The organism is Psychrobacillus sp. (genome assembly GCF_032154225.1).
GTDB lineage: Bacteria > Bacillota > Bacilli > Bacillales_A > Planococcaceae > Psychrobacillus.
Genome location: NZ_JALDYF010000011.1, coordinates 1 through 21,167, shown reverse-complemented (window position 1 = coordinate 21,167; position 21,167 = coordinate 1). Strand labels below are relative to the sequence as shown.

Here is a 21,167-nt window from a genome sequence, read left to right as displayed (position 1 = left end):
ATTATACTTTTTCAATTGGTGCAAATTTGGCTAATAATCGTTTAATACCTGTTGGACTTGGGAACGCAATGTCGAGTTCAATTTCTTCCCCTTGTCCACGTACACTAACGACCATCCCTTCGCCCCATTTTTTATGCGCTGCTTTATCTCCAACTTGCCAGCCCATTTTTTCTCCACCAGATGCACTATATGCTGGTAAAGTAACAGCTGTTCTTTGCGGTTGTGCAATTGTTTGCGAACGCGCATAAGCTCCTTGCCCTTGCTGACTTGCTTTTTGTCCACCAATTGTTTCGATAATATCATCCGAAATTTCTGCGATAAAACGAGAGGGATTATTAAAGTTAGAACGTCCAAAAAGAGTTCTAGATTGAGCACAAGTGATGACAAGTCTTTCTTCTGCTCGAGTTATTCCTACATAAGCAAGGCGACGTTCTTCTTCCATCTCATCATCATCTCCAATGGAGCGTGAATGTGGAAAAACATTTTCTTCCATACCAATGATAAATACAATTGGAAACTCAAGTCCTTTTGCAGCATGCATTGTCATTAAAATAATATTTCCTTGTGACGTATCTTCCTCTTCATCCAATTTATCAATATCTGAAATCAGTGCTAAATCGGTCAAGAAAGCCACAAGCGATTTATCCTCACTATTTTTTTCAAATGCTTTCGTCACAGATAAAAACTCTTCAATATTTTCTAAACGACTTTCTGCTTCAATCGTCTTTTCATTTTTTAACATCGTTCGATAACCTGTTTTATCAAGCACTTGCTCCACAATTTCTGTTACCGACAAAAATTCTTGCATTTGTGTAAAGTTTTGAAGTAGGCCATGGAATTGAACGACTGAATTGACAGCACGCGCTGGTAATCCCATAAAATCAACTTCATTTAAAGCATCTAAAATAGAACGATCTTGTTCCATTGCATACCGCGCCATTCGTTCAAATGAAGTAGCACCAATATTTCGCTTCGGCTCATTAATAATACGTGCAAGTGACAAATCATCATCGTTATTGGCAATTAGTCGAAGATATGCAAGTAAATCTTTAATTTCCTTGCGATCATAGAACTTTGTTCCTCCAACGATTGTATAGGCCATATTCGATTTAACGAGCACTTCCTCCATGACACGTGATTGAGCATTTGTGCGATACAATATTGCGAAATCATTGAGTGTGCGGTTTTCATTTTCCATTAGCTCTTGGATTGTTTGCACAACAAATTGAGATTCTTGCTGCTCATTATAGGCACGATAAAGCTGAATCTTTTCTCCATCATGATTGTCCGTACGAAGCACTTTCGGATATCTGCTTGCATTATTCCCAATGACGTCATTTGCTGCTTGAAGGATTCGTTTAGATGAACGATAATTTTGCTCCAGCATAATGACAGTTGCATCTGGATAATCTTTTTCGAACGATAAAATATTTTGAATATCCGCTCCACGCCAGCGATAAATAGACTGATCCGAGTCGCCAACCACACAAATATTTTTAAATTTCGCCGCCAGCATTTGAACTAATTCATACTGTGCTTTATTTGTATCTTGGTACTCATCTACGTGAATATATTGAAATTTGTTTTGGTAGAACTCTAACACTTCAGGAACGCGTTTAAATAGTGTAAGTGTGGTCATGATGAGATCATCAAAATCGAGGGATTGGTTTTTTCTTAATCGTTTTTCATACCCTAAATATACTTCTGCTGCTATTTTCTCAAACGGATTATGTTCATTCATCTGCGCTTTATATGTATCTGCGTCGATGCAAATATTTTTAGCACCACTAATAGCATTTAACATTGAACGTGGATCATATTGTTTGGAGTCGATGTTTTGTTCTTTTAAAATAGTTTTTATGACGGACAATTGATCTGTCGTATCCAAAATCGAGAAGCTTTTCGAAAAACCGATTCGATCAATATCTCTTCTTAAAATACGGACACACATAGAGTGGAATGTAGATGCCCACATACGTTCACCAGTTCCTGCTCCTAGCAGACCATCAATACGTTCTCGCATTTCTCTTGCTGCTTTATTTGTAAATGTAATCGCAAGAATTTTCGATGGATATACTTCTTTTTCCACAACTAAATAAGCAATTCGATGTGTTAATACGCGTGTTTTCCCAGAACCTGCTCCAGCCATAATTAGAAGAGGTCCTTCTGTTTTTTTCACTGCTTTTGCTTGTTCTGGATTCATGCCGTTCAATAAATTTTTCGCTATAAGTTCCATAATGCACTTCCTTTTCAAGAACGTTTGTTCTCGCTATTATACATGTGAATATCTGTTTTCTCAAATTTTACTGTACTGCTTTTACTGTTTTTAAAGCTTCTTCTAAGTTTTCATATACGTGATTGCCAACAATGATCGTATCCGCATAAGCACCCATTTCGCGTGCTTGTGCCTCCGTTTGAATTCCTCCACCGTAGAATAGCTGTGTTCGTTCAAGACCTTCACTTACTTTTTGAACAACTTCCACATCTCCATAAATTCCGCTATATTCCATATAAAAAATAGGGAACTTAAACATATGCTCCACCATTTGCGCATACGCAATAATTTCTTCGGCTGACTCGGGTAACTTAGCATTCGTCAAATTCGCTGCTTTACAATCCGGATTTAAAATACAATATCCCTCCGTAATAATTTCTTCCCAGTTCATCACTTCACCAAATTCTTTCATCGCCGCATGATGCAAATCCTTCACCCATTTTGTGTCAGTACTATTTAATACACTCGGAATAAAATAAAAATCAAAACCTGGTGTGATTGACTCAATCGTTGACACTTCTAAAGCTACAGGTACAGCATAACGTCGAACACGCATTAATAAATCAATGACATTATCAAGCGTTACACCATCAGACCCTCCAATAATAATCGCATCGGTTCCTGATTCACAAACCTTTTCCAATGCTTCTGTACTAATTTCTTTTGCCGGGTCTAACTTAAATATATGTCGCCATTCTTTATATTCCATTTCTTCACCTACTATTAGTTACTTTACATTTCTCCATTATAACAAAAAAACTGAACAGAGGTTTCTGTTCAGCTTCTTGGATTTTGAAAAGGTTGTTCGTCTGGATATAAACGTCCAAGCATTTCATCATAGGTGTCGTTTCCATAGTCAAAACAGCGTCTAACACGGGAAATAGTTGCTGTGCTCGCACCAGTTTCTTTTTTAATCGCTTCGTATGTTTTTTTCAATCTCAATAAATGTGCTACTTCAAATCGCTGTGCCAATGACTGGATTTCACTAATTGTACATAGATCATCAAAAAATCGATAACATTCGTCTATATCTTTTAATTCTAGGACAGCTTTAAACAATTGATCTGTTTGATGTCCTTTTATTTTTTCGATTTGCATCTACATATCTCCTCTTCCCAATCTACTATTATGGTAAAAAGTTGACCATACCTTCAAGTCCAGTTTTCGTTGGAACAAAACTTATCCACGTTTTTCCTTTTACAAGCTTCACAGGTACTCCATTTTCCATTGGAATGAGAATACCATCAACATTTTCCCATTCAATTTCTTTCATGAGCCCCGCTTGAAAAAGATATGCTCTTCCACCCTCGGTCAACGTGATCTCTTGTCTACCAGAGTTATCAATTACTTTATGTGGTATTTCCATAAAAACTAGATTTGCTAGTTTAACAGGTTCTGCTGTCTCTTTATCCGTCGTTAAAATACCTGCTGTTTTTCGTTCATAAATACCTTCTTCTGCAATATACGTATACTGATTTTCAAAACTTGATCCTGAACCATATTGAACGCTCACGCTAGATACCGGTTGGCCTAGTTTAGCTCCTTCTATCGAATCATAAAAAGAGAACACTGGGGTCTTTTTAAGTTCCATCGAAGCTCCAACTTTTTCAGCACCAGCGAAAATTTTGTCTTTTGTAATATACGAATTATGCGGTGCTTTTCGTTCTTTCGATCGATGAAATAAAGTACCGTCATATTGCATGCCATTAATATTATCCACGACTTTTGCATTTAACATTTTCTGTGCCGCCGGACTATAGCCATGTGCAATATAAAAAGCGTCCAACCCTTTTGCGATATTCACAAAATAATCACGTGCACTTCTTACAGGCCCTATTAAATCTGGTATTTCACTCTGATATAACGCAAGAAATCTTGTAACATTTCCTTCTGCAAGCATTTCGTATACGACATCGGCTTGAGCAATACCGGACTGTGGTCTCGCACTTGGGTGGTTATTCATTGTAACAAGAATCGCCCTTTGTGTTACCTCTTGTTCCGAACCAACTCCAGTAAATGGAGCCATAAACGGAAGCGCAACCTCTTCTTCTACAATTTCCTCTACTTCTTCTAGTTCCTCAGAAACTTCCCCTGCCTCTTCCTCTATTACTTCTTCTTTCGAACAAGCGGCGAGTGCAAGCAAACTTATCGCAAATACAATACCCCATTTTTTGAACATTTCACTCCTCCTACCTCATAACAGCTGGAAATAGTACTTGTTTCTTCATCACGTCAAAAATACCTCTTTGGGTAATTCGAACATATGGTAAATGTGTAGCTTGCAAGAATAATAATGTATAAATAGCATCCCCATGCGTAAATCCTCTTTCTGCCAGCTCTTTCTTGAATAGTAATTCTTCTTCTATTAATTGTTCCATAGGTTTATCCGAAAGTGTTCCACCTATCGGTAGTTTGATCGTACAAACAACGTCATCATTGTCTACAATAACAATACCACCGCGCATAGCTTTCATTTCTTGGAAGGCTTTTAGCATACTCTTTTTGTTCTTTCCAATCAATAAAATATCACCTGTACTTGAATAAGATGATGCGAAACCTTTTAATGTAGTAGCAAATCCTTTAATCATCGTGCTCACTTTCCATTTTCCATGACGATCAATTAGAAGAAGAAAGCTTTCGTCATGCTCACTTGAAAGTTCATTGTCCGTTGTATCAACAGAAACTGAATATGGTTTTGTAATAACATCATTGACCATATGAATTCCAAAAGGCATCGAAAATTGAAAATCATCATCCGTTAAATCAAATTCCAAATCGAATGCTGGCATATGTGACCAATCAATTAGAGCAAGCGCATGCACTTTTTCTTGTGCTTTCTTTAACCATACTCCTTTAGATAAAACAGCTATCGGCACTGGATTTTGCTCGTTTTCTAAAAAGTTTAATGTTGCAAATCTTCCAGTTGCAATTACACCATGTAAATTAGACAGATTATAATATTTCGCAGCATTGAATGAAGCCATTAAATATGCATCAATTGGATCGACACCTGCATCAAGTGCAACTTGAATACATTTGTCTATGACACCATCCACATGGAACGAAGGAGTTGCTCCGTCCGTCGTCATCATTAAATGATCGAAAATACGTAAATCTTTTTCTAATATTCCTTTTAATAAATTCGGCAAGTCCGGACGAATGGAAGAATGGCGTAATGTAACTGCATAGCCGTGTAAAATTCTTCTTTCTACTTCTTCAATCGTCATTGCTTCATGATCTCCATCCGCTCCTAATAAACGCATACGTGCAAGCGTCTGTTCAGAGGCACCAGGAAAATGCCCTTCAATCTTCATGCCATTCGACTTCGCTTGCTGCATCCAATACAACATTTGATCGTCTCCTGAAAGTAATCTTGGCCAGCCAGTTAACTCTCCACCCATAATTACATCGGGGCGTTCAATCCATTCTCCAACAGTTCTTGAAGTAAACACTTCTTCTTCATTTATCAATTCTGTTTGCGAATCAAATCGAGCCCACCAATAAAAAGTAAAAGGAAGCTCACTCAATTCATCCATAATTGAAAACGCTTTCTTATTTTCAAGTGCCAAAAATAATGTTAAGTTATCTGCTATAAATGTAGTTGTCCCACCTTGTGCAGCATAATCTGCAAATGTTTGTGGATGATATAGCTGAAATGGATGCGAGTGTGGTTCAATATATCCTGGTACAATCTTTTGGCCAGTTGCATCATATACTTCCGTTTTTTCAGAAACGAGTGGCATTTCTAGGCCCGTATATACAATTCGATCTTTTACGATCCAAATATTACCGGTAATCCATTTCTTTAAATGACTATGTAAATAAGTCGCATTCGTTATAAGAATATTTGGCGATTGTGTTCTATTTACGACTTCTATTTGATGTCTAATTTCTTCTATTTTCCATATAGGATATTGCATTTTAGCCAGTCTCCTTCCTTTAAGATAGCTTATTAAAATAATAGTAGCATATCACTTTAGTAAAGCAAAGTGTTCATTGTTATTTTTTGATAGTTTTGATTGAATTTATGTTACCTTTATGGCATTTTGGTCTAAGCAAGTGGACCATCCGATTTAACTAAATTCATACCTACATTTAGAACATATATATAAAAATCCATTTACCCCATTAATACGGAGTAAATGGATTTTTATTATTGGAAAGTTCTCCAGCCGATATCTTTTCGGAAGAATAAACCATCCCAAGTAAGTTTAGATAAACCTTCATATACTTTTTTCTGTGCTACTTTTAAAGTTGCTTCGCTCGCTACAACTAAAATAACACGCCCGCCATTCGCTACTAAGTTTTCCCCTACAACTTTTGTTCCTGCATGGAACACATGAAGACCAGCCTCTTCTAAAACAGAAAGATCCGGCAGCTTAGCACCTTTTTTCATATCTCCTGGATAACCAGCAGATGCAATTACTACACCAAGAATTTCTCTATCCGACCATTTTAAATCGAATGGTTTTTCATCTAGCAATGCAGTCATAAATAATCCGAAATCACTCGTCATTCTTGGAAGTACTACTTGCGTTTCAGGATCACCGAATCGAGCATTAAACTCAATTACTTTTGGTCCTTCTTTCGTAATAATAAGCCCTGCATATAAAATGCCCGTGAATGGTGTGCCTTCTTGCTCCATTGCTTTCACTGTAGGAACAACGACTGTATCATACGCTAACTGTACTACTTCGTTGGCAATTTGAGGCACAGGAGAGTAAGCACCCATACCGCCAGTGTTCGGCCCTTTGTCCCCTTCATATGCACGTTTATGATCTTGTGAAATAACCATTGGATAAATTTGTCCGTTATGAACAAATGACATATACGAAATTTCTTCCCCGTCCAAAAACTCTTCAATTACTACACTAGAAGATGATTCACCAAATAATTGATTGCCAATCATATCTTCTACTGCACCGTTCGCTTCTTCTACTGTCAGAGCAACTACAACGCCTTTACCTGCAGCAAGGCCATCAGCTTTCACAACAATTGGAGCACCTAGCTTTTCAATATATGCTTTCGCTTTATCAACATCAGTAAATGTTTCATATGCACCAGTTGGGATATTATATTTTTTCATCAGCTCTTTAGCAAATGTTTTACTGCCTTCCAATTGTGCCGCAGCTTTGTTCGGTCCAAAAATACGAAGGTCATGCTTCATGAAATGATCGACGATTCCAGCTACAAGTGGTTGCTCTGGACCAACAAACGTCAAATCAATCGCATTATTTTTCGCAAACTGTGCAAGCTCTTCAAATGCCATTACATCAATTGGAACAATTTGTGCATCTTTTGCCATACCAGCATTTCCTGGTGCTACAAATACCTCACTTACAGAAGGGGAATGACTAAATTGCTTTACGATGGCATGTTCACGGCCGCCACTACCTATTACGAGAATCTTCATATGAGATGCGCCTCCTTAGTGTTTGAAATGGCGAACGCCAGTGAATACCATGGCAATTCCGTATTCATTTGCTTTATCGATGGAATCTTGGTCTTTCACAGATCCACCTGGTTGAATGATTGCTGTAATACCAGCTTTTGCAGCTGTTTCTACTGTATCATTCATCGGGAAAAATGCGTCAGAAGCAAGTGCAGCTCCTTTTGCACGCTCACCAGCTTGCTCTAATGCAATTTTTGCTGATCCTACACGGTTCATTTGCCCAGCACCAACGCCAATAGTCATATCTTCTGCTGCAACAACAATTGCATTTGATTTCACATGTTTTACAACATTCCAGCCAAGTTCTAACGCTTTCCACTCTTCAGCAGTAGGCTCACGGTCTGTTACTACTTTTACATCAGCATCTTTTAAACCAAATGCATCAGGTGATTGAACTAATAAACCACCTTCAACAGACACTGTATTCATAGCATCTTTTTTCGTTTGTTCAAATGAAATCGTCATCAAGCGAATATTCTTTTTCGCCGTTAACATAGAAATTGCTTCTTCTGAAAATGAAGGTGCAATAATGATTTCTAAGAAAATACCCGCTAATGTTTTCGCCGTTTTCGCGTCTACTTCACGGTTCAATGCGATAATCCCTCCGAAAATAGACGTTTCGTCTGCTTCATACGCTTTTTGGAAAGCATCAGCAATTGTTTCACCAGTTCCAACACCACAAGGATTCATATGCTTCACAGCAACAGCAGCTGGAATTTCGAATTCTTTAATGATTTGGATAGCTGCATTTGCATCTTGGATATTATTATAAGAAAGCTCTTTACCGTGCAATTGAGTAGCAGAAGCAATAGAGAAATCTGATCCAAGTGGACGTTTATAAAATGCTGCTTGTTGATGTGGGTTTTCACCGTAACGTAGAGATTGTTTACGCTCATATGTAAGTGTCAATAATTCCGGGAATTCTTCCCCAGCCAAATCAGTCATATAGCCAGCAATCAATGCATCGTAAGCCGCAGTATGACGGAATACTTTCGCAGCAAGTTTACGGCGAGTTTCTAGTGTAGTTGCGCCACTTTCTTTTAGCTGTGCCAATACTTCTGGATAGTCCGTTGCATCTGTTACTACTGTTACGTATTGATGATTTTTAGCTGCTGAACGCAACATAGATGGTCCACCAATATCAATATTTTCGATTGCATCTTCAAAAGCAACATTTGGTTTTGAAATTGTTTCACGGAAAGGATATAAGTTCACGCATACTACTTGAATTGGTGTAATGCTATGTTCTTCTAATTGTGCTTGGTGAGAAGGATCGTCATGTTTTGCTAATAGTCCACCATGAATCATAGGATTTAATGTTTTTACTCGACCATCCAAAATTTCTGGAAAGTTTGTTACTTGGTCTACTGATGTAATCGCAACTCCGTTTTGTTCAAGAAACGCTTTTGTTCCACCAGTTGATAAAATTTCATAACCAAGTAGTTCCAACTCTTTTGCAAATTCGAGAATACCTGATTTATCTGAAACACTAATTAAAGCACGTTTTGACACGTAAATTCCTCCTTTTATAAGAAAAGCCGGTAATGATTACCGGCTCCATAACTGTTGTAATGTTTTTGTATACAGCTCATGTTCCACTTCATGAATAAGTGTTTCTGTTCGTTCTTTATCTCCATTAACTACAATAACAGCCTGCTGTGCTAAGATTGAACCAGTGTCCATTCCAGCATCGACATAGTGAACTGTTACACCAGTTACTTTCACTCCATGATCCATTGCTTGTCCAATGGCATCTTTTCCTGGAAATGAAGGCAATAAAGATGGATGAATATTAATGATTTTATTCGGGTAGGCATCCAATAAGACGTCTCCTATTAAACGCATATACCCTGCTAATACAACCCATTCTATATTAAGCGCCACAAGCTTTTCTAAAATAGCTTGCTCATATGCCGCTTTTGAAGTGAATTCTTTTGGAATCAAAACTAGTGTTTTAATCCCGACTTTTTGTGCTCTTTCAATTACATAGGCATTTGGCTTGTCTGTTACAACAAGCTCAATCGAACCAGCTAATTTACCTGATTCAATTGCATCATAAATAGCTTGAAAATTACTGCCACTCCCTGAAGCAAATACCGCAAATTTCGGTGTTCCAGCCATTACACTAAACTCCCGTCATGCGTACCGTTGAAGATAACTCCTTCACCTTTCACAACACGACCAATTGTGTATGCTTTTTCACCATGAGATTCAGCGATTGCGATTGCTTTTTCCGCTTCATCAGCAGATATTGCAATAACAAAGCCTACTCCCATATTAAAGACATTATATAAATCGCGATCTGTAAGTTCACCTTTTTCCTTCAGGAAATGGAATACAGGAAGTACTTCCCATGAACCTAAATCTACTTCTACTGCTAGACCTTCCGGCATCATACGTGGTAAGTTTTCGTAAAAACCACCGCCCGTTACATGTGCCATTCCGTGAATAGATAGTGCATTATGCATTTCCATTACTGGCTTCGCATAAATTTTTGTTGGAGTTAGAAGTGCCTTACCAATTTCGCCAAGACCTTCATATCCTTCTACAACTGTACTTGGTGTATAACCTTGCTCTTCAAAAACAATTTTACGCACAAGCGAATAACCATTTGAATGAACGCCGCTAGAAGCAATTCCAACTAAAACGTCACCTTCTGCAATTTTTTCACCCGTTACGATTTTTGATTTTTCACAAGCACCAACTGCAAATCCAGCTAAGTCATACTCGTCTTCCTCGTATAAACCTGGCATTTCAGCTGTTTCTCCACCGATTAAAGCCGCTCCAGATTGCACACAGCCATCTGCAACACCTTTAACGATTTGTTCAATACGCTCAGGTACTGCTTTTCCTACTGCAACATAGTCAAGGAAAAACAATGGCTCTGCTCCTTGTGCAACGATGTCATTAACACACATTGCAACACAGTCTACACCGATTGTATCGTGTGAATCAGTCATGAACGCAAGTTTTAACTTCGTTCCAACCCCGTCTGTACCAGAAATTAATACAGGCTCTTTATAGTTTAATGAAGACAGGTCAAACATTCCGCCAAAACCACCAAATGTACCCATGATTCCTTTTCTTGCTGTACGTTCGACATGCGACTTCATTCTTTGAACAGCTTCATAGCCTGCTTCAATATTTACTCCAGCTTTTTCATATGCCTTTGACATGTAAAATCCTCCTATCGAACAAGCTCTTTTTCATGCGGTAATTTCGTATTTGCAGCAATAGACGTTGGATATTCGCCTGTAAAACATGCTAAACAATGTCCACAGTTTTTTCCTTCATCTGTACGACCAATTGCTTCAACCATTCCTTCAACAGATAAAAATGATAGAGAATCAGCTCCGATTAACTCTCGCATTTCTTCAATGCTATTGTTAGAAGCAATTAATTCTGAATCTGTGCTAATATCAATTCCATAAAAACAAGGACTTTTCAGTGGAGGTGAGCTAATAACTACATGCACTTCTTTTGCTCCAGCCTCTTTCAGCATTTTAACAATTCGTTTAGAAGTTGTTCCACGTACGATTGAGTCATCTACCATAACAACACGTTTGCCATTTACAACTTGTCGAACTGGAGATAGCTTCATTTTCACTCCACGTTCGCGCAAATCTTGAGAAGGTTGAATGAATGTACGACCAACGTAACGGTTTTTAATAAGACCCATTTCATATGGAATACCTGTTGCTTCCGAAAAACCAATTGCAGCAGAAATACTCGAATCTGGTACGCCAGTTACAATGTCACCCTCAATTTGAATTTCTTTCGCAAGTTGTTTTCCAAGACGTTTTCTTGCCATATGAATATTAATACCATCAATATCTGAGTCAGGTCTTGAAAAGTACACGTATTCCATCGTACAAATTGCACGATTAGCAGGTTCTGCAAAACGTTCTGAACGAAGACCTTCGTCGTTAATAATTAATAACTCACCAGGTTCTACAGAACGAATTACTTCCGCTCCGATTAAGTCAAATGCACTTGTCTCTGATGCAACTACCCAAGCATCACCAAGTTTTCCTAGAGAAAGCGGACGCATGCCGTGTGGATCTTGCGCAACCATCATGACATCTTCAGTTAAAATAACAAATGCAAATGCACCATCTAATAATTTTAGGGCTTGTTTTGCTCGTTCTTCTAAAGAAGTATGATGACTTTTTTTCAATAAATGCGCTAACACTTCTGTATCAGATGTAGTTTGGAAAATACTTCCTTGCTTTTCCAAACTACGTTTTAAATGATTTGCATTCACAATATTTCCATTATGCGCAATTGCAAGACTTCCAGTTGTGGAATTAAAAAGAAGTGGTTGTACATTTTCAATTCCTGAACCGCCAGCAGTAGCGTAGCGAACATGCGCGATTGCAGCATTTCCACCTAAATTGCCTAGCTTATCGTGATTGAAAACATCGTTCACTAATCCTTCGCCTTTAATAGCGCGTAAAAATTCTCCGTCTGTTACTACTATTCCAGCACCTTCTTGCCCACGGTGTTGAAGAGCGTGCAAACCATAATAGCTAATTGGTGCAGGATCTGGATGACCCCAAATCCCAAATATACCACATTCTTCGTTTAAGCCTCTGACTTCAGCAAGCATGGTATTGCCCCTTTCCAAGCGGAACGCAATTCGTCAACAGAACCGTTAATCCATTCAGTTCCATCTTCGTTAGAAATAATTACTTTATTTGAATCTGTTACAGCACCAATTTTAACTGCATCATTTACGATGTCTTCAAATTTAGCTGCATTTTCAGGTTTTACTGTAATAAGGAAACGTGATTGAGATTCACTAAATAACGCTGTTGTTGCAGAGCCATTTATAGTTACTTCAACTCCAAGACCAGTTGCTCCGAAAGCTTTCTCTGCTAAAGCAACTGCAAATCCACCTTCAGCAATATCATGTGCAGAAGCTACAACTCCAGCTTTTATAGCAGTAAGTAGAGCTGTTTGACGAGATGCCTCTACAGCTAAGTCGATAGAAGGTGCTTTACCAAAAATACGTTTTTCCACTAATTTTTGAAGCTCTGATCCACCGAATTCTGTTTTCGTTTCACCAATTACATAAACGATATCTCCAGCTTGTTTCACTGATTGAGTTGTTACATGTGCAAGATCTTCTACAAGTCCAACTAGACCGATAGTTGGTGTTGGGTAAACTGCAACTCCACTGCGCTCGTTATATAAAGAAACGTTACCACCGATTACTGGTGAATCTAATGCGATACAAGCTGCTGAAATACCATCAGCTGATTTCTCAAGCTGCCAGAAAATTTCAGGGTTTTCTGGATTACCAAAGTTTAAGCAGTCTGTAATTGCAAGTGGTTTTGCACCCGAACACACTACGTTACGAGCTGCTTCTGCAACTGCAATTTTTCCACCTTCAACAGGATCTAAATAGATGTAACGAGAGTTACAATCCGTTGTCATTGCTAATCCTTTATTCGTACCACGAACTCGCACTACTGCAGCATCTGAACCAGGTGTTACTACTGTGCTTGTACGCACTTGGTAGTCATATTGATCATAAACCCATTCTTTCGAAGCAATTGTTGGTTGTTGAAGTAAGTTTAATAATGTTTCTTTGTAATCAGAAACTACCGGCTCTACGTTTTCCATTGCTTGGAATTCTGTAAAATAAGAAGGTACAGAAGATGTTTTGTAATACACTGGAGCTTCTTCTGCAAGTGCATCCGCAGGTACTTCTGCTACAACTTCGCCGTTATGAAGAAGACGTAACATTTTGTCATCCGTCACTTTACCAACAGCAACGCAATCCAAGCCGTATTTATCAAAAATCTTCGTGATTTCATCTTCGCGTCCTTTTTTCACTACGATTAACATACGCTCTTGTGATTCTGAAAGCATCATTTCATATGCTGTCATCCCAGTTTCACGTTGAGGAACAAAGTCTAAGTTCATTTCTACACCAAAACCAGCTTTAGATGCCATTTCAGCTGAAGAAGAAGTTAATCCTGCTGCTCCCATATCCTGAATTCCAATAAGTGCATCTGATTTAATAACTTCTAAACAAGCCTCTAGTAATAATTTCTCCATGAATGGATCTCCAACTTGAACCGCTGGACGTTTTTCTTCCGAAGCTTCTGTTAGTTCTTCAGATGCAAATGTAGCACCGTGAATACCGTCACGACCTGTTTTAGCACCTGCATACAATACTGTATTTCCAGTACCAGCAGCGATTCCTTTTTGAATATCTTCATGGTTAATCAAACCAACACACATTGCGTTTACTAGTGGGTTACCTTCGTAGCAATCGTCGAATTGGATTTCTCCACCAACTGTTGGAATACCGATACAGTTACCGTATCCAGCAATACCAGCTACAACTTCTTCAAATAAGTATTTCACTCGTGGTGTTTTTAATTCTCCGAAACGAAGAGAGTTTAACATCGCAATTGGGCGAGCTCCCATTGAAAATACGTCGCGAATAATTCCACCAACACCTGTTGCCGCTCCTTGGTAAGGCTCGATAGCAGAAGGGTGATTATGAGATTCCATTTTGAATACTACTGCTTGACCGTCACCAATATCTACGATTCCAGCGCCTTCTCCTGGTCCTTGTAATACTTGTGGTCCACTTGTAGGGAACTTACGTAATACTGGTTTAGAGTTTTTATATGAGCAATGCTCAGACCACATAACAGAAAATAATCCTGTTTCTGTGTAGTTAGGAAGACGACCTAAAATCTTCTCTACCATTTCAAATTCTTCATCCGACATACCCATTTGTGCATATATTTTTTGATCCTTAATTTGCTCCGGATTTGGTTCAAGCATGATTGACATGAGATTCCCTCCACTGTTTCACTATTGATTTGAATAATGCTAGTCCTTCTGCTCCACCCATAATGTCATTTGCAGCACGCTCTGGGTGAGGCATCATTCCTAATACATTTCCTTTATCATTCACGATACCTGCGATGTCTTCGATGCTTCCGTTTGGATTTTCTGAAGCATAAGTGAACACGATCTGGTTATTTGCTTTTAAACTTGCAAGAGTTTCTTCGTCACAATAGTAGTTTCCTTCACCATGTGCGATTGGAATTTGAATTACTTGGTCTTTTTCGTATTCTGATGTAAATTGTGTTTCATTATTTACTACTTTTAGCCCAACAGTACGGCACATGAATTTCAAGTTTTTGTTACGTAAAAGTGCTCCTGGTAGAAGACCTGCTTCTGTTAGCACTTGGAATCCATTACAAATACCTAAAACTGGTTTGCCTTCTTTCGCTGCTTTTACAACTTCAGCCATAACGTTAGATTGGTTAGCCATAGCTCCACAACGTAAGTAGTCACCATAAGAGAATCCACCTGGTAATAACACTCCATCGAATCTGCTTAAATCTGTTTCATCATGCCATACATACTCTACTTCTTCACCAAGCTCGTCTTTAATAGCATGGTACATATCTAAATCACAGTTCGATCCTGGAAAAACGATTACTGCGAATTTCATTTGTTATTAACCTCCTCAACTTCGTAGCTGTAATCTTCAATTACTGTATTTGTAAGAAGCTTTTCACACATTTCTTTGACGATTGTATCTAAATCACGATCACTTTCTTCGATTTGAAGCTCTAAAAATTTACCAATACGAACGTCTTTTACTTCGTTATAATTCATCGAATGAAGTGCTCCCATAACTGCCGAACCTTGTGGGTCTAATACACTTTCACGTAATGTTACATATACTTTAACTTTTTTCATTTTGATAATCCTCCTAGGCGAGATAATATTATTTGGTAAACCTCAGTTAAACTACCTAAATTGCGGCGAAATACATCTTTATCTAATTTTTCGTTTGTTTCATCGTCCCATAATCTACATGTGTCTGGTGATATTTCATCTGCAAGTAAGATTTCTCCGTGTGCATCTCGTCCAAACTCCAACTTCATATCAATTAATGAAACGCTGATTTCTTTGAAAATTGGCTGCAATACATGGTTAATTTCTAACGCTTTTGCTGTGATCGTTTCTATTTCCTTTGGTGTTGCCAGTTCAAGTAATTCAAGATGTGCATTTGTAAGAATAGGATCTCCTAGTGCATCATCCTTGTAATAGAACTCTACAATTGGATGCTTTAAAAGGACTCCTTCTTCCATTCCTAGCCTTTTAGCTAGGCTCCCTGCCGCTACATTACGAACAACTACTTCTAATGGAATAATTTCTACTTTTCGTACAAGCTGTTCATTTTCCGAAATCTCTTCTACAAAATGTGAATCAATCCCGTGCCTTTTTAATTGTTGAAATAAAATAGTCGTAATTTTATTGTTCAAAATTCCTTTACCATCTATTTCTTCTTTTTTCTCTCCATTAAAAGCTGTAGCGCTATCCTTATATGAAACAAAAAGTATATTTTCATCTTCTGTTGCGAATAATTGCTTTGCTTTACCCTCGTATAATAGACGACCTTTTTCCACTATGAATTCCCCCGAATGAAATTAATTAAGTCCTAAACGCTCGAAAATTAAATCAACATGTTGGATGTGATAGTTGTAGTCAAAGCAATCATCCAACTCTTCTTTTGTTAATAAAGAAGTGATTTTTTCATCCGCATCTACAAATGTGCGGAAAGCAGTTTGAGATTCCCAAGCTTGCATCGCAAGTGGTTGCACAGTGTCATACGCTGTTTCACGTGCAAGCCCTTTGTCAATCAGTGCTAGTAGCACACGTTGAGAATAAATTAATCCTAAAGTGGAATCCATATTGCGTTTCATATTTTCAGGGAACACCGTTAAATTTTTCACGATATTACCGAAACGATTTAACATATAATTTAATGCGATTGTTGCATCTGGTAAAATAACGCGCTCTGCAGATGAATGTGAAATATCTCTTTCATGCCATAAAGCTACGTTTTCATAAGCAGTCATCATATAACCACGAATGAGTCTCGCTAAACCAACCATATTCTCAGATCCAATTGGATTGCGTTTATGTGGCATTGCAGAAGAACCTTTTTGACCCTTTGCAAAAAATTCTTCTACTTCACGAGTTTCTGATTTTTGTAACCCACGAACTTCCGTTGCAAATTTTTCAATAGAAGAACCGATAAGAGCTAATACACTCATATATTGTGCATGGCGATCACGCTGCAATGTTTGTGTCGAAATTGGTGAAGCCTCAAGTCCTAGATGGTCGCATACATATTTTTCTACAAACGGATCAATATTTGCGTATGTTCCAACAGCACCAGACATTTTTCCTGTCTCAATAGATTTAGCCGCTGCTTCAAAACGTTCTAAGTTACGTTTCATTTCTTCCGTCCAAAGTGCAAGCTTCAAACCAAATGTAGTGGGTTCTGCATGTACACCATGCGTACGTCCCATCATGACTGTCAGCTTATGTTCTTTTGCTTTATTCTCCAAAATTTCAATGAAGTTCAGAAGATCTTTACGTAAAATAACATTTGCTTGCTTGATCAAGTAAGAAAGAGCTGTGTCTACTACATCTGTTGAAGTAAGTCCGTAATGTACCCATTTTCGTTCCTCACCTAATGTTTCAGAAACAGCACGTGTAAACGCCACAACGTCATGCCTTGTTTCTTCTTCAATTTCTAAAATACGATCTACAGAGAATGATGCATTTTTGCGAAGTGCCACAACGTCTTCCTTTGGAATATCCCCAATTTCAGCCCAAGCCTCACAAGCTAAAATCTCCACTTCAAGCCAAGCGTTGTATTTATTTTCTTCTGTCCATATGGCACCCATTTCTGGGCGTGTATATCGTTGGATCATTCAAGTTCCTCCCGGTTAAGACCAAATTTTAGATTGATTAATTTCTTCCAATGTTTGTTCAATATTAGACGATAAAATAGTTACATGACCCATCTTACGGTTTGTTTTCGCTTCACTTTTCCCATATAAATGTACAGACCAGTTTGGATATTTACTAATTGATTTTGTTAATGGAATCACATGCTGGCCAAGGACATTGACCATGACAGTGTCGGTCCAAAGCTCTGGTTCACGAAGTGGCCACCCACAAACTGCTCGAACATGCTGATGAAATTGTGAAATATTACATGCCTCAATAGAATAATGACCAGAATTATGTGGTCTAGGAGCTAATTCATTTATTAATATTTCACCATTATCTAAAACGAAAATCTCTACAGCTAATGTACCAACAAGATTTAAATGATTCGCAATTGTTTCAGCTGCACGAATAGCTTTCTTTGCAAGTTCATCACTAATACGAGCAGGTACGATTGTTTCATGCAAAATATGATTCACATGAATATTTTCACCGATTGGCAGACAATATGTTTGGCCTTCTCCATTACGCTGAACAATGACAGATATTTCTTTCGTAAATGGTACAAACGCTTCTGCAATACATGCCGAATGCTCAAAAAGTGATTTTGCTAATGAAAGATCAGCTCTTATTTTAACGATTTGCTGCCCTTTACCGTCATATCCACCGCGAGCCGTTTTCACTACACAAGGAAAACCAACTTCGTCAATACGCTTTTCTAGTTCTTCAAATGTACTTGCTTCGACAAATTTCGCAATTGGTACACCAGAAGCCTGAATTTCTGTTTTTTCCAGAATGCGATCTTGTGTAATCTTCACCAGTTCCGCACCTTGAGGTACATAAGCAATTTGCGATAATCTCTTCAATCCAGCATAATCAATATTTTCAAATTCGTACGTAATTACGTCACTTACTTCAGCAAGTTCCTCTAATGCAGCTTCATCATTATATGGAGCAACGATACGAATATCTGCTACTTGTCCACATGGTGAATCTATTGTCGGCTCCAGTACAGCTACTTTAAAACCAGCTTCTTTTGCTGCTAACGCCATCATTCGTCCAAGCTGACCACCACCGATAATACCGATTGTTTGTCCCGGATAAATTACTTTTGTCATTGAAGCTCACCATTGCTTTCATATACTTTGTTTTTTGTGTCTTCTCTACGTTTTTCTAAACGACTTGTCACGTCTGAATCTTCTATAGAAAGTATTTGTGCAGCAAGTAATCCGGCATTTGTTGCACCAGCTTTTCCTATTGCAACAGTAGCAACTGGAACACCACCCGGCATTTGCACGATTGATAATAAAGAATCTAGCCCATTAAGCGCTTTTGATTGAACCGGAACACCAATTACTGGAAGAGTGGTTTTTGCAGCAACCATACCTGGCAAATGCGCAGCACCACCAGCTCCTGCAATAATTACTTGAATTCCTCTACCTCTAGCTTGCTCTGCATATTCAAACATCAAATCTGGCGTACGATGTGCAGACACTACTTGTTTCTCATACGGAATATGTAATTCATCTAGTATTTCACAGCTATACTTCATTGTTTCCCAATCACTAGAACTACCCATAATTACACCAATTTTTGCGTTCATTATTTTCGTCCCTTCCTAAGGCATAAAAAACTCCCCAAATAAACTACTCTTCATGCATGAAAAGCAGTTTACTTAAGGAGTTAATTCGCTGACTTTGTGTGATTACTAACATATGCAAACACATCCCTCTAGCATTTTTCCAAAAGTTGCTTTCCCGCATAGTCCTGTCATTTACGGTGACATGGTAGAAACACTAAGGCCAATTCCTTAGTATATATGGGGATATTGTCGTTTATTTCTATTCTTATTTTATCAAGTGAACGGCATCTCGTCAACGCTTAAATACGAACAATGAATTTTAGTTAAACTTTATTGTTCGGTTTTAAGTGCGATTTTTATTAATTTGTCTCTTTTATTCCTTTTAACATGATAATTTGTCTAATTGGAACAGGTTGCCCATCCACCTCAGCAAAGAGTGGTTCCTCTCTTCTACCCGCAATTTGAAAGCCTTCTTTATCCATTCTTTCCATACAAGCCGCAATTGTTTCATGCTCTTCTACTTCAAACCAAACAGTCTCTTTTTTCATTTTTGTTACGGATGGTCTTTTCAAAAGTGCCATCCACCCTCCAATTTCTCTTTATGTATTTTATATCACTTTGCTCATAAAGCGGATACTCAGTAAGCGCTTTTTCCTCATACGGTACAAGTTGAATCATAGAATATAGATGTTAAGTTGCTCTAATAATACATTAAATAGTGATTTACTTCAATTTGAGTGCTGTCACTGGAAGCATTGTTCGCCTTATCTATTTGATTGTCCAGTTGTTCCTGGAGATTGTCCAATACTAATATTTTTCAAAATTACTTATACATTTGCTACTTCCATTCAAGAGTATACTTTATCGTATTTTTAGAGCTCCCCCTTTCGTATCAAGTTCATTGAATTTAATATTCTACTCGAAAGCTGATGAGAATCAATACGTAAAAACTTCCGACACTCTCCATTAGTAATACCAGTATTAACTAGTGCAAACCAGTCACGCACTGCTCTTTCATGTGTTAGTCGATCAATATTTCCACAGGAAGGACAATACCACCATTTCTTTAACTTTTCCATTCCAAACCTTTCACATTTTTCACATTGAACTCCGGTAATTAACTCTCTCGTATCAATTCTCCAATTTTTACACATCGGAAATGGCATATACAGTTGATGTTTCTGCACAATATCTTCTTCAATATTTGCCATTTGAACATCCTTTAAATATTTCTTTTGCCTTTGTAGCTTCCTCAGATAAACCGGAATGGTTGAAGCATAAATAACAGATGTGTGATCTGGAGGATTAACAATTATAGATTTAAAACTACTAAATACATTGACGCCTGTAATTGGAATGTCTATTTCACGCTTTTTCAACCACTCTCTTAACAAATACATATTTCGGTCCATCTGCACTTCAGGACTCTCGAATTATATCTTCCTGGCCATTCTCTAATGTTCGTCTTAAACAAGCAGGATCACCTTCAAACTTAAATTCGCCTACAATATTTTTAAACTCAAAAATAACTGCAAAATGCGGACTGAATAACAAAGTATCTATTTGAAATTTACCATTCGAGTTCAAACTTATGTCGTGCAATACACGACATGGAAAAGAAAATTGATATGTTTCAAATACTTTTTCAATCGTGGTTTCTCCTATTATTCCTGCTTTTGCTGATAACATCTTTGACTGAATAACATTTTTTATCACATGCCTATCAGGTAAACGCCGACAAAGCATTTGCAAACCCACATAATTATAATCATTAGAACGTTTTTTGCTAATCAATAAATCATCCCTTTTTTGGAATCCTATCATATTTAACACAATAGTAAGTTCACATAATATGGAGATAATTTAATTTTGATAGCTAGAATAGGAGCAAAATTAAATTTTATGATTGTTTAATGCATCAAAATTCAATTTCAGCTTTTTTTTATTTGTAATAAATACATCATAATTTCATACAAAAAAAGCCGTTACCGATTACTCGGTAACGACTTTTTATTTGTGTGCCCAGCGACGTCCTACTCTTGCAGGGGGAAACCCCCAACTACCATCGGCGC

At 37.9% G+C, this 21,167-nt stretch carries 20 protein-coding genes and 1 riboswitch; all 20 genes read right to left on the bottom strand.

Features of this window, described 5'->3' with window-relative positions; genetic code table 11:
* Nucleotide 1: 1 nt before the first annotated feature.
* Nucleotides 2-2,236: a DNA helicase PcrA gene (pcrA, locus tag RUH95_RS14050; protein WP_313893515.1), complete on the bottom strand. Its 2,235-nt coding sequence runs from the start codon at nt 2,234-2,236 to the stop codon at nt 2-4.
* A 67-nt stretch (nt 2,237-2,303) separates the two neighbouring features.
* A complete protein-coding gene (gene pcrB / locus RUH95_RS14045; RefSeq protein ID WP_313893514.1) occupies nt 2,304-2,984 on the bottom strand; it encodes a heptaprenylglyceryl phosphate synthase in 681 nt (226 codons plus the stop codon).
* A 68-nt stretch (nt 2,985-3,052) separates the two neighbouring features.
* Nucleotides 3,053-3,373: a YerC/YecD family TrpR-related protein gene (locus tag RUH95_RS14040; RefSeq protein WP_313893513.1), complete on the bottom strand. Its 321-nt coding sequence runs from the start codon at nt 3,371-3,373 to the stop codon at nt 3,053-3,055.
* Between the two features lie 28 nt (nt 3,374-3,401).
* Complete coding sequence (locus tag RUH95_RS14035) at nt 3,402-4,454, bottom strand: DUF3048 domain-containing protein (protein ID WP_313893512.1); 1,053 nt, start codon at nt 4,452-4,454, stop codon at nt 3,402-3,404.
* A gap of 10 nt (nt 4,455-4,464) precedes the next feature.
* Nucleotides 4,465-6,195 (bottom strand): adenine deaminase C-terminal domain-containing protein, encoded by a 1,731-nt coding sequence (locus RUH95_RS14030; protein WP_313893511.1) that lies wholly within the window; start codon nt 6,193-6,195, stop codon nt 4,465-4,467.
* Between the two features lie 233 nt (nt 6,196-6,428).
* Complete coding sequence (gene purD / locus RUH95_RS14025) at nt 6,429-7,688, bottom strand: phosphoribosylamine--glycine ligase (protein WP_313893510.1); 1,260 nt, start codon at nt 7,686-7,688, stop codon at nt 6,429-6,431.
* Between the two features lie 15 nt (nt 7,689-7,703).
* Nucleotides 7,704-9,239, bottom strand: a complete 1,536-nt coding sequence (purH, locus tag RUH95_RS14020) for a bifunctional phosphoribosylaminoimidazolecarboxamide formyltransferase/IMP cyclohydrolase (RefSeq protein WP_313893509.1) — start codon at nt 9,237-9,239, stop codon at nt 7,704-7,706.
* 36 nt (nt 9,240-9,275) lie between these two features.
* On the bottom strand, nt 9,276-9,848 hold the full coding sequence (gene purN / locus RUH95_RS14015) for a phosphoribosylglycinamide formyltransferase (protein WP_313893508.1): 573 nt from the start codon (nt 9,846-9,848) through the stop codon (nt 9,276-9,278).
* Nucleotides 9,848-10,903, bottom strand: coding sequence for a phosphoribosylformylglycinamidine cyclo-ligase (purM, locus tag RUH95_RS14010; protein WP_313893507.1), 1,056 nt, complete (start codon nt 10,901-10,903; stop codon nt 9,848-9,850). The genes purN and purM overlap by 1 nt, the downstream gene beginning before the upstream one ends.
* Before the next feature lie 11 nt (nt 10,904-10,914).
* Complete coding sequence (purF, locus tag RUH95_RS14005) at nt 10,915-12,336, bottom strand: amidophosphoribosyltransferase (RefSeq protein ID WP_313893506.1); 1,422 nt, start codon at nt 12,334-12,336, stop codon at nt 10,915-10,917.
* Complete coding sequence (purL, locus tag RUH95_RS14000) at nt 12,312-14,543, bottom strand: phosphoribosylformylglycinamidine synthase subunit PurL (RefSeq protein WP_313893505.1); 2,232 nt, start codon at nt 14,541-14,543, stop codon at nt 12,312-12,314. Before purL ends, purF begins: the two co-directional genes overlap by 25 nt.
* Entirely contained in the window at nt 14,527-15,213 is a 687-nt protein-coding gene (gene purQ, locus RUH95_RS13995; protein ID WP_313893504.1) for a phosphoribosylformylglycinamidine synthase subunit PurQ, read from the bottom strand. Before purQ ends, purL begins: the two co-directional genes overlap by 17 nt.
* A complete protein-coding gene (purS, locus tag RUH95_RS13990; RefSeq protein WP_313893503.1) occupies nt 15,210-15,464 on the bottom strand; it encodes a phosphoribosylformylglycinamidine synthase subunit PurS in 255 nt (84 codons plus the stop codon). Before purS ends, purQ begins: the two co-directional genes overlap by 4 nt.
* Nucleotides 15,461-16,177: a phosphoribosylaminoimidazolesuccinocarboxamide synthase gene (purC, locus tag RUH95_RS13985; protein WP_313893502.1), complete on the bottom strand. Its 717-nt coding sequence runs from the start codon at nt 16,175-16,177 to the stop codon at nt 15,461-15,463. Before purC ends, purS begins: the two co-directional genes overlap by 4 nt.
* 21 nt (nt 16,178-16,198) lie before the next feature.
* Nucleotides 16,199-17,494: an adenylosuccinate lyase gene (gene purB / locus RUH95_RS13980; RefSeq protein WP_313893501.1), complete on the bottom strand. Its 1,296-nt coding sequence runs from the start codon at nt 17,492-17,494 to the stop codon at nt 16,199-16,201.
* Nucleotides 17,495-17,509: 15 nt separating this feature from the next.
* Nucleotides 17,510-18,631, bottom strand: a complete 1,122-nt coding sequence (purK, locus tag RUH95_RS13975; protein ID WP_313893500.1) for a 5-(carboxyamino)imidazole ribonucleotide synthase — start codon at nt 18,629-18,631, stop codon at nt 17,510-17,512.
* Complete coding sequence (gene purE / locus RUH95_RS13970; protein WP_313893499.1) at nt 18,628-19,116, bottom strand: 5-(carboxyamino)imidazole ribonucleotide mutase; 489 nt, start codon at nt 19,114-19,116, stop codon at nt 18,628-18,630. Before purE ends, purK begins: the two co-directional genes overlap by 4 nt.
* Before the next feature lie 139 nt (nt 19,117-19,255).
* Nucleotides 19,256-19,356, bottom strand: a riboswitch (purine riboswitch).
* 98 nt (nt 19,357-19,454) lie between these two features.
* On the bottom strand, nt 19,455-19,667 hold the full coding sequence (locus RUH95_RS13965) for an NETI motif-containing protein (RefSeq protein WP_397469512.1): 213 nt from the start codon (nt 19,665-19,667) through the stop codon (nt 19,455-19,457).
* 300 nt (nt 19,668-19,967) lie between these two features.
* Entirely contained in the window at nt 19,968-20,495 is a 528-nt protein-coding gene (locus RUH95_RS13960) for a hypothetical protein (RefSeq protein ID WP_313893498.1), read from the bottom strand.
* 19 nt (nt 20,496-20,514) lie between these two features.
* Nucleotides 20,515-20,889: a nuclease-related domain-containing protein gene (locus RUH95_RS13955; protein WP_313893497.1), complete on the bottom strand. Its 375-nt coding sequence runs from the start codon at nt 20,887-20,889 to the stop codon at nt 20,515-20,517.
* Between the last annotated feature and the right edge of the window lie 278 nt (nt 20,890-21,167).